Raw genomic sequence first — 10466 nt, 5'->3', positions numbered from 1 at the left:
CAAACAACCTTGCATTTGAAACGGGTAACACCAAATGGTGGCCCAACCAGCTAAACATCGAATCGTCCTTGTGGAGTGACACGCTTTTTCACGGATAAGCCTCTACTATGGAAGGGATCCAGGAGGAATGCACATCTATCTCTCTGACAAAGAGATTATAGCACGATGTTTAAAAAATTCAATGTCTGGTGTCACTGATTCATCTGAACAATAGATTTAAAGTTGTCAAAGAACATTCGGGTGGGTTTTTGAGCCCTAACCCTATATTTATCTTACAAGGAGGATATTTATGAAAGGCAGTAAGGCTATTACTTTGTTGTTGATGATCTGCCTGGTTTTTTCCGGATGTGGAGCTGGAGGAAATAGCGGTGAAAGTCCATCAACTGCTAAGGAAATCGGTGAAGTACAGGAAGCATCAGAGGTAAAAAAAGGAGTAACCATAGGAAAAATAACGGCATCAGAGGGAGTTGGATATCCTGTTACCATTACGGATATGATAGGCAATCAGGTTACCATTGAAAAAAAGCCTGAAAGAATTGCAGCAATTTCTGGTACTTTTTTATCTTTGTTATATGCTGTTGGTGGGGAATCCATATGTACCAGCGGCACCAGCGCCAATAGCCCTATTCCTCCAGAGGCAGACAATCTTCCGAATATCGGACAAATTTATAATCCTAATGTGGAAAAAATCATGGAACTCAAACCAGATTTGATTATTGCCCAAACTGGCGTGCAGGATATTATCCTGCCTGTACTTAAGGAGTGCGGCATTCCTGTGCTCTACCTCCAAATGCGGACCTATGATGATGTAATCAATATGCTTGGTGTGATGGGTAGAATTGTAAATCAAGAAGAAAGAGCAGAAAAGATTATAAAAAAGATGGAGCAGGATAAAAAAGAGATTGTAGACCGCCTTCCAAAAGAGACACCCAGTGCAGTGATTTTATATGTGACTTCTCAAGATATCGCCGTTAAGCTTTCCATGAGTATTTCTGGGAATGTTGCGGAAACACTCAAGATTAAAAATATAGTCGCGGAAACAGAGATAAATGGTTTTAAAACTGAAAACATGCCCTTTAGTATGGAGACCATCATTGAAAAGGACCCAGACGTGATTTTGGTGACCAGCATGCTAGGTGAGGGAACAAGCGCCCAGCAGATCATCGAGGAAAAGTTAGGAAAGGATCCCGTATGGAAAAACCTTAGAGCGGTGAAGGAAAATCGTATTGTATATCTTCCACAAAAATATTTTTTATATAATGCAGGAGCTAATTTTGTAGAAGCCATTGAATATATGGCTAAGGCTGTCTATCCGGAAATATATGGAGGTCTAAATGATTAGTAGTGTGAAGGACAGAAGAGCCTTTCGAATGATGATTCTGTGCTTGTATGCTGGAGCAGTTGTACTAGGTTTTTTTGTGTGTAACATGATCGGGAGTATGAAGATATCTGTGTCAGATATATTAAGAGCTATTATGAGCGATGAGCAAACAGCCCAAAGATTGGTCATATGGAGTGTTCGGATTCCCAGAACCATATTAGCCTCTCTAGTAGGGGTTAATCTGGCATTATCCGGTGCTATCCTCCAAGGGGTTATGAAGAATCCTTTGGCAGACCCAGGAATTATCGGAATCTCTTCTGGAGCCGGTCTTGTTGGGATTATTATATTGATTTTATTCCCTCAATACCAAATGCTGGTACCCCTTGGCGCTTTTATCGGTGCTATGGGGGCGCCATTATGATCTATATCCTGGCCTGGCGAGGCGGAATTCAACCCATGCGTATTATTCTTGCAGGGGTTGCGGTAGCCGCCTTTCTAGGGGCTGGGATCTCTGCATTGATGGTATTTTATAGTGACCGCATCCATGGTGCACTGATGTTTATGAATGGGGGTATTTCTGGAAGAAGCTGGCCCCATGTTTGGATGATATTGCCCTATACGATCGGTGGATTGCTCATTACCCTTCCTATGGCAGAAAAGATGAATATCCTCGTACTAGGAGATGATGTTGCCAGAGGGCTTGGATTGAATGTGGAGTGGGTAAGGCTGGGCATGACGGCAGTTGCTGCTTTTCTTGCCGCCAGTGCGGTATCCGTTGTAGGGTTGTTGGGATTTGTAGGTTTAATTGTTCCCCACAGCGTACGGCTCATGATCGGCTCTGACTACAAATATCTTTTTCCCGGATCGGCACTGTTTGGAGCTGCTGTGGTAATGTACAGCGACACCTTTGCCAGAACGGCCTTCAGTCCCGTTGAAATACCTGTAGGTGTTGTAATGGCTGTACTGGGGGCACCTTTTTTCTTGTACCTGCTGAGGAGGGATTAACAGCCATGAAGAAAAATCTGGAAATACTGAGCGCTGAAAATATTCATGTGAAATACAAAGAAAAAGCTGTGCTGAAGGACTTGACCTTAAATATAAAAAAAGGCAGGGTTGTCTCTATCATCGGGCCTAATGGTTCGGGAAAAACAACCTTGATTCGTACTTTATCCCGTAATATTAAACCAGAAAAAGGACTGGTATTGATGAATGGGAAAAACATATTTTCATTGAATACAAAAAAAGTAGCGAAAGAGATGGCAGTCTTGATGCAGGTACGCAGCTGTCCCAATGATATCATTGTGAGGGATCTAATTTCTTACGGAAGATTTGCCCATAAGGAGTGGTGGCAGGGAAAAGAAACAAAAGATCAGGAAGTTATTGAATGGACTATGGAGAGGACCAGGACAAAGGTATTTGAGGATAGACCCATTGGAGCCCTTTCCGGAGGCGAGATGCAAAGAGTATGGATTGCCATGGCCCTTGCACAAAAGCCCCAAGTACTGATTTTAGATGAGCCAACCACCTATTTGGATATATGCCATCAGCTAGAAATTTTGGAATTAGTGAAAAGCTTAAATAGAACAGAAGGAATAACCGTTGTGATGGTTTTACACGACATCAATCAGGCTTCTAGATACTCTGATGAAATCCTTGTAATGAAGGAAGGGGAAATCTATATACAAGGAACGCCAAAGGACGTTATCACCAAGGAGGTCATTAAGGAAGTATTTAGCGTAGATGCTAGGGTGCATTATTGTGATCAAACAGGAATGCCCTTGTGCTACCCAGATAAGGTTGTATAGGTTTGATCCATCATGAAAGGAAGTGAAAAGGATGAAATTGACAGTAATTACTGTTTCATCAAAGGTACTGGAGAGCTTCATTGATGTCTATCAAGAATTTAAGAATAAATATCCTGGCCATTTAGATCTAAAGCTGTTTAATGGTATAAGCAATATCAGTGGAGAAAAGCTTTGTAAGATGCAGTCTGCGATTAGGGATGCAGATATGGTGATCATAGACTTGATGGGGAGCAGCAGCACGGTTTCAAAAACTGTTTTGGATGCATTAAATAACTATACAGGCTATGTTCTGCCCATCGGAAATAGCGGCAGACAGTTTTTGAGGCTGGGGACATTGCAGGCTATGGATATGATGGGGATGGGAATGATGCAAAAACCCATGACTCCTGATAGAATGCGAGACCTGAAAAATTTGAAGCAGATAGATCTATATTGGAAAAATGGAAATCTTACGGACATTTCCAATATGATGCTACTACTGCTTAAAAACTATGGGGGAGTGGAGTTTCTACCAGAACCAGCAGCAGTAGAGGAATTAAAATCTTTTTCCATTCAAGATCCTAAGACAAAATATCAGTTTGCCTCCTATGAAGAATATAAGAATACATATTCCGAAGATAAGGAAAAACCAGTAGTGGCCTTATTGTATTACGGCCATAACTATCCGAACGATTCATCGACTTGTGTAGCAGCAGTAATGGAAAAGCTAAGGGATTTTGCTCAAGTATTACCCATCGCCTTCGGTAAAATATCTGGTAACGACATGACAGAGCTAGAGGATATTTTGCTAAATGGTGCATGGAAAAAAGCGGACATCGCGATCAATTTCCTATCCTTCAGATTAGGTGCAGGACCGATGGGGGGAAATGCACAGGAAGCAGTTGATATGCTGGAAAGGCTGAATATCCCGGTAATGCATCCCTACTTTATGACGCGGCGCTCTGCGGAGGAATGGAAGCAGTCCTTACAGGGTTGTAGTGCATCAGAGTTTATCATCTCCGTTATGCTTCCCGAACTAGATGGGTGTATAGAAACTTACCCTGTAGGTTCATTAGAGCGAAACAGAGTTGTAGAGGATTTCGATTTTGAACTAAGCCGTCTGATGCCCATGGAAGAAAGAATTGACAAACTAGCGGCCAGAGTGAAGCGGTGGCTGAATTTAAGGAACTATACCAATAAGGAAAAGAAAATTGCAGTAATTGGCTATAATTACCCACCAGGAGAAAGCAATGTTTTTGGAGGTGCCTTTTTAGATACCTTCTCATCGATAGAAAGTATATTAGCTCTGCTAAACAGCGATGGATACACAGTAGAGCCTCTCACTTCAGAACAGCTGAGGGAGCGGTTCCTATTAGGGGGGCTAGTAAATTCTCCACGGTGGTCAGATCAGGATTATAACCATCAGATGATCAAATATAAGGCTAGTGCCTATAAAAAGGAACTACAGACCAAGGCTTATAGGGAAGAACTGCTGAAAGAATGGGGTGAGGCTCCAGGGGAGATTATGGCCTCTGGCAATGATTTTCTCATACCAGGTATCATAAAGGGAAATGTTTTTGTAGGGCTTCAACCGGCGCGAGGCATTCATGATAATCCTGAAAAAGCCTATCATGACAAAAGTCTGCCGCCCCATCATCAGTATATTGCATTTTATCAATGGCTAAGAGATGAGTTTCAGGCAGACGCAGTCATCCATGTAGGAACCCATGGAACCTTGGAGTTTTTAAGGGGTAAAGAGTGCGGTATGTCGGAGGATTGCTTTCCCGATCAATTAATAGGAGATCTTCCCCATATCTATTTGTATTACCTGGGAAATCCAGCAGAGGCGATGATTGCAAAGCGCCGAGCTCATGCCCTCCTAGTAAGCTATCAATCTCCTGCATTTATGGAGAGCGGACTCTACGGAGAAATTACTGAGCTTGCTGCATTGATTGATGAATATCATAATGCCCTTATGATATCCCCGGCAAGAGGCGAGGAGATATTGAAAAAAATCATGGAAACTGCAGAGAAGAATCATTTGCCTCAGGAACTCGATGAACTTGAGAAAGAGCTATATACCATGAAACGGTCTTTGGTACCTGAAGGACTCCACTCCTTCAATAAACAGGCAGATAGGGAAGAAGCGGTCAAATATGCCAGCTTTGTTTTACGCTATGATAGAGATCACTGCAAATCAATCAGAAGGATCTTAGCAGAGGATCAGGGATTAGACTATGAAATGTTACTGGAGGAAAAAGATACAAAATCCTTAGAAAAACTAGACGTCCTGTCCGCAGCCACATGGGAGCAATATATATCCACTGGGGAAATTCCTCCACTGGCCAAGGAAGAATCCTGTAATGCTCTGCAGCAATCCCTTGCTTATGGAAAAAATCTTATAGAAAAGTTTAGGGAACAGCATGAAGGAAAAGGCTTGTTAAAGGCTTTAAAAGGTGAGTATCTTAAAGCCCAGTTGGCCGGTGACTTTATCAGAAATCCTGAGGTTCTTCCTTCTGGATACAATTTATATCAGTTTGATCCTAGATTTATCCCTACAGCTACAGCATATAGTAGAGGAGCAAAAATAGCGGAAAACACCCTGAAAAAATATAAGGAAAGCCATGGGCACTATCCTTCTTCAACAGCGGTAATACTCTGGGGCCTAGAAACCTCTAGAACGCAAGGAGAGACCATCGGTCAGATTCTCGCCTATTTAGGGGTAGAGGTTGGCAGAGGAAAAAATGTCTGGGAGCCGACCTTTAGAATCATACCCCAAAGTGAACTAAAAAGACCTCGTATTGATGTAGTGATCAATATTTGCGGCTTCTTTAGAGACATGTTTCCAAATATCATGGAAGCTATCAATGAACTTTTGGAGAAGATAAAAAACCTAGATGAACCCGATGAATACAATTATTACCGAAACAACTATAACAGAATTTATAGGCTGCTTCTAGAAGCAGGATATTCGCAAGAAGAAGCTTCTGAATTAGCTGCAGCCAGAATTTTTGGCCCTGGGGAAGCTGAGTATGGAACAGGAATCACTAAGCTGTTGGAAACAGGAAATTGGGAAGAGGAAAGTCAAATCGGCAGCTTATTCGTGAGCAGTTTAAATCATATATACAGTAAGAACTACAGAGGAAGATTTGTAGAGGGACTGCTGGAAAAAAATCTGAGTGCCGTAGATATTGTTTCACAGGTCCGAAGCAACCACGAATACGAAATAACAGATCTAGATCATTATTATGAGTTTTTTGGAGGACTTGCGAAATCTGTGGAGCTTGCAAAGGGAAAAAAATGCGAGATTTATATCAGTGATACCACCACTGAAAACATAGCTACAGAAAATGTGGAGCATGCTATCGCAAGAGGCGTAAGAACTAGACTGCTAAATCCAAAATGGATTGACGGGATGTTAAAGCATAAATATCACGGAGGTCAAAAAATACAAGAAAGATTTGAAAACATGCTGGGCCTGTCTGCAACTACCAATAGAGTAGATAGTCAAATTTTCAGCAGTCTACATAATACTTATATCAGTGACGAGGAAATGCGTAAGCGCATGTCAGAAAACAATCCCTGGGCTTATATGAGCATATTAGAAAAGCTTATGGAAGCCAACGAGCGAGGTTATTGGGATGCCGATGACAAAGAACTGGATGAACTAAAACAACTTTACCTTGAGCTGGAAGGCTCTATTGAGGAAACCGTGGAAGGGAGCTAGAGGTTATGACAAAGTATAAAAAAACCTATCCATTTACAGCTATTGTAGGGCAGGAAAGAATGAAGAAGGCGCTGATTCTGAATGTAATCAATCCTCTATTGGGAGGCGTTTTGATAAAGGGAGAAAAGGGAACGGCAAAGTCCACCGCTGTGAGGGGTCTTGCAGAGCTTCTTCCCCTACGTGAGCAGGTAAAGGACTGTATCTTTGGATGTGATCCCAATGATTTAAGTGCCATGTGCGAAAACTGTAGAAACAGCAAAATGAACGGTATTGACTTCGAGACGATTTTTGCACCTATGAGGGTAACCGATCTTCCTGTAAGTGCTACGGAGGATCGGGTTGTAGGGACAATCGATATAGAATATGCCATAAAGAATGGGGAAAAGAAATTTGAACCGGGGATTCTTGCACAGGCCAATAGAAATATCCTTTATATTGATGAGATAAATCTGCTGGATGACCATGTAGTAGATGTACTGCTTGATTCTGCAGCTATGGGGGTAAACACCATAGAGCGGGAAGGGATTTCATTTTCACATCCTGCAAGATTTGTGATTGTAGGGACAATGAACCCTGAAGAAGGAGATCTAAGACCCCAGCTTTTAGACCGATTTGGACTGATGGTCGATGTCGAAGGGGAGAAGGATATTATCCAAAGAAAAGAAGTCATAAAAAGACGTATCGAATTTGAAAGTGATCCTGAGGGTTTTACAACGAAATATGAAGAGGAACAAAAAAAGCTGGGACATAGAATTTTAGCAGCAATGAACATCCTGCAGGATGTAACCTATTCTGATGATATTCTTGAAGCCACTGCAAAACTATGTATTGAGATGGGAGTAGATGGCCATCGTGCGGATATCAGTATTTTAAAAACCGCCATGACCATCGCAGCCTATAATCTAAAAAAACAGGTATTCAAGGAGGAACTCATAGAGGCAGCAGAGCTGGCATTACCCCATAGAATGCGCCGCAGGCCCTTTGAGGAGGGAAGCATTGACTTTTTAAAGATCAAAGAAATCGTAGGTTTATAATCCAAAGAATGAGGAGAATTTATTTTGAAAAATAGATATGTTTTTCCGTTTGCTGCAACATTGGGACAGGAGCAATTAAAAAAGGCACTGCTGCTAAATGTGATAAACCCGGCTATAGGTGGTGTAATCATTAGTGGTGAAAAGGGTACTGCGAAATCTACCTTGGTAAGGGGACTGGCTAAAGTAATCAGCGACATAGAGGTTGTGGAGCTGCCGCTAAACGTTACAGAGGATAGACTTCTTGGCACAATAAACTTTGAGAAAGCTGTAAAAGAAGGAGCGAGAGCCTTTGAACCAGGCATTTTAAAAAAAGTGGATGGGAACATTCTCTATGTAGATGAAATAAATCTATTAAGTGAATATATTGTGAACTGTCTTTTAGAGGTCTCTGCCTCCCACATCAATCGTGTTGAAAGAGAAGGAATATCCTACTGCCATGAATCAAAGTTTATATTGATCGGTACCATGAATCCGGAAGAAGGTCTTTTGAAGCCTCATTTTTAGATCGTTTTGGACTATATGTAGAAACAAAAGGCTGTGAAGATATTGAGACAAGAAAAGAAATCATACGCCGCCGTCTAGAATACGAGAAGTCACCCAGTATGTTTATAGAAGCATGGAAGGTTGAAACCAATGGACTTCTGCAAAAAATAGAGGCATCAAGAGGCCTTTTACCAGAAATATCTGCACTAGATACCCATATGGAATATGCGGCTGAAATCGCCAGTGAAGGAAACTGTCATGGGCATCGGGCTGAAATAGTTTTAATTGAAACAGCAAAAGCCATTGCTGCTTTTGAAGGACGAAAAGGCATGCTAAAAGAGGATATTGCTGAAGCTGCTCGCTTTGTTTTGCCCCATCGGATCAGAGAAAAAAGGAAAGTTGTTGACGGCAGGGAACAGAGATCAGATAAAAATCATTCAAATGAAAGCTGCGGGGAGCAAGATCAACAAGCAGTTTTAACACAAGAGCAAAAGCCACCCTCAGGAGAAAAAGACACCACTGGAGCTTATCAGGAAAGAGAAAAGACTTACTTAGAAAACACACTTCAAACTGTCTCAAATCAATGTAATGAAAAAATAGATAAACTGGAGGATATTTTTGAAATCAGTCTATCTGTAGATCAAATGACAGATAAAAGGAAGCGACGGGGTAGTGGGCGAAAGAATAAGACCATCACAGATAGCGGTCAGGGAAGATATATAAGATATACCTTTCCTAAGGGAAAGGCAAAAAGTATTGCTTTCGATGCAAGTCTTAGAGCAGCAGCACCTTATCAGATTACTAGGGATAAAAAAGGCATGGCTATTGCTATGAAAGCCTCAGATTTAAGAGAAAAGGTATGTGAGAAACGAACCGGTGCCACCATTCTTTTTGTTGTAGACGCCAGCGGCTCTATGGGTGCCGGGAAAAGAATGGGTACGGTAAAGGGAACTATTTTATCTCTATTGAATGATGCCTATCAGAAAAGGGATAAGGTAGGCATGATTGCCTTTAGAAAGAACGGTGCTGAGGTGCTGTTAGATATAACTCGGAGCGTTAACCTTGCACAGAAACGACTAAAGGAGCTGCCTACCGGGGGGAAAACACCCTTAGCCAGTGGTCTATATAAAGCTTATGAGCTGCTAAGGGCAGCAAAACGAAAAGACCCAAATATATTTCCCCTTTTGGTACTGCTATCTGATGGAAGAGCAAATGTTTCATTAAATGGGGAGGATGCTGTCAAGGAGGCATTTGATGCAGCAAAATGTATTGCATCAGAGGGCATTAAAAGTCTTGTAATTGATACAGAATGCGGCCGCATCAGATTTGGACTTGCATCGGAGATATCCAGTCATTTGGGTGCCACCTATCACAAAATTGATAATCTGACCGATTGCAAACTAGAGCAGGCTGTAAGGAATATTCTTATATAGTCTTAGTTACCTAGATTGGAAAGCCTTTCAAAGTAGCATGTTAGGAAATATTATAACTCAACCTGACTGCTACACGCACCCATAAGGATGACGAAAACCTTTGTCAGGTGATCTATCAGATTCTGGCTGGGTACTTCAATGACAACGATGCTGATGAACTGGCTAATGAGCCTGTTTTTAAGAGCATTCTAGAAAAATCTGCTTTGGCTTCACAGCCTACTTTATCACGATTTTTTAACCGTATGGATACCGATACATTAAATCAGTTCAATGAGATAATCAAGGAACTAAGAAAACTTGCCTATGGGATCAAGAAACCTGAAATGGTACTCCTAGATATTGATTCCACCTTGCTTAACACCTATGGTAGGCAAGAAGGAGAAGGTTTCAACTTTCATTACAGTGCCCATGGTTACCATCCATTGTTATGCTATGATGGCTTAACAGGAGATCTTCTTAAAGCTCAATTACGGGATGGTACGGTCTATACTTCCAACGGGGTTGTTGATTTTATGAAGCCTTTATTGGATGAGTATCAACAAATTTATCCGGATATCGCTTTATATTTGCGAGGAGATAGCGGTTTTGCAACCCCTGACTTATTTAAACAATGGGAAACCAATAGTGTTTCCTATACCATTCGACTAAAAGCCAATCAGAACCTCTACAAACTGGCAAGTCATG

Annotated in this window: 6 protein-coding genes and 2 pseudogenes; all 8 read left to right on the top strand. The window is 41.5% G+C overall.

Annotation, left to right across the window (positions count from 1 at the left end; genetic code table 11):
• Window positions 1–289: 289 nt before the first annotated feature.
• On the top strand, window positions 290–1342 hold the full coding sequence (locus BUB56_RS18415) for an ABC transporter substrate-binding protein (protein ID WP_110942715.1): 1053 nt from the start codon (window positions 290–292) through the stop codon (window positions 1340–1342).
• Window positions 1335–2326: pseudogene (locus BUB56_RS20460) on the top strand (FecCD family ABC transporter permease). Before BUB56_RS18415 ends, BUB56_RS20460 begins: the two are co-directional and overlap by 8 nt.
• Window positions 2327–2331: 5 nt before the next feature.
• The gene (locus BUB56_RS18405) at window positions 2332–3126 is read left to right on the top strand and encodes an ABC transporter ATP-binding protein (RefSeq protein ID WP_110942714.1); all 795 of its coding nucleotides are present in this window, start codon (window positions 2332–2334) and stop codon (window positions 3124–3126) included.
• A 31-nt stretch (window positions 3127–3157) separates the two neighbouring features.
• Window positions 3158–6832: a cobaltochelatase subunit CobN gene (locus BUB56_RS18400; protein WP_110942713.1), complete on the top strand. Its 3675-nt coding sequence runs from the start codon at window positions 3158–3160 to the stop codon at window positions 6830–6832.
• A gap of 5 nt (window positions 6833–6837) precedes the next feature.
• The gene (locus BUB56_RS18395; RefSeq protein ID WP_110942712.1) at window positions 6838–7866 is read left to right on the top strand and encodes an ATP-binding protein; all 1029 of its coding nucleotides are present in this window, start codon (window positions 6838–6840) and stop codon (window positions 7864–7866) included.
• 24 nt (window positions 7867–7890) lie between these two features.
• Window positions 7891–8370: an AAA family ATPase gene (locus tag BUB56_RS20020; RefSeq protein ID WP_242946435.1), complete on the top strand. Its 480-nt coding sequence runs from the start codon at window positions 7891–7893 to the stop codon at window positions 8368–8370.
• 98 nt (window positions 8371–8468) lie between these two features.
• Window positions 8469–9782: a VWA domain-containing protein gene (locus BUB56_RS18390; protein ID WP_242946434.1), complete on the top strand. Its 1314-nt coding sequence runs from the start codon at window positions 8469–8471 to the stop codon at window positions 9780–9782.
• A gap of 74 nt (window positions 9783–9856) precedes the next feature.
• A pseudogene (locus BUB56_RS18385) lies at window positions 9857–10466 on the top strand (transposase); the annotation flags it as partial.

Origin of the sequence: Geosporobacter subterraneus DSM 17957, from assembly GCF_900142145.1 — a bacterium.
Taxonomy (GTDB): Bacteria; Bacillota; Clostridia; order Peptostreptococcales; family Thermotaleaceae; genus Geosporobacter; species Geosporobacter subterraneus.
Note: the sequence above shows the minus strand (reverse complement) of the source record. Positions and strands in the feature narration are given on the sequence as shown.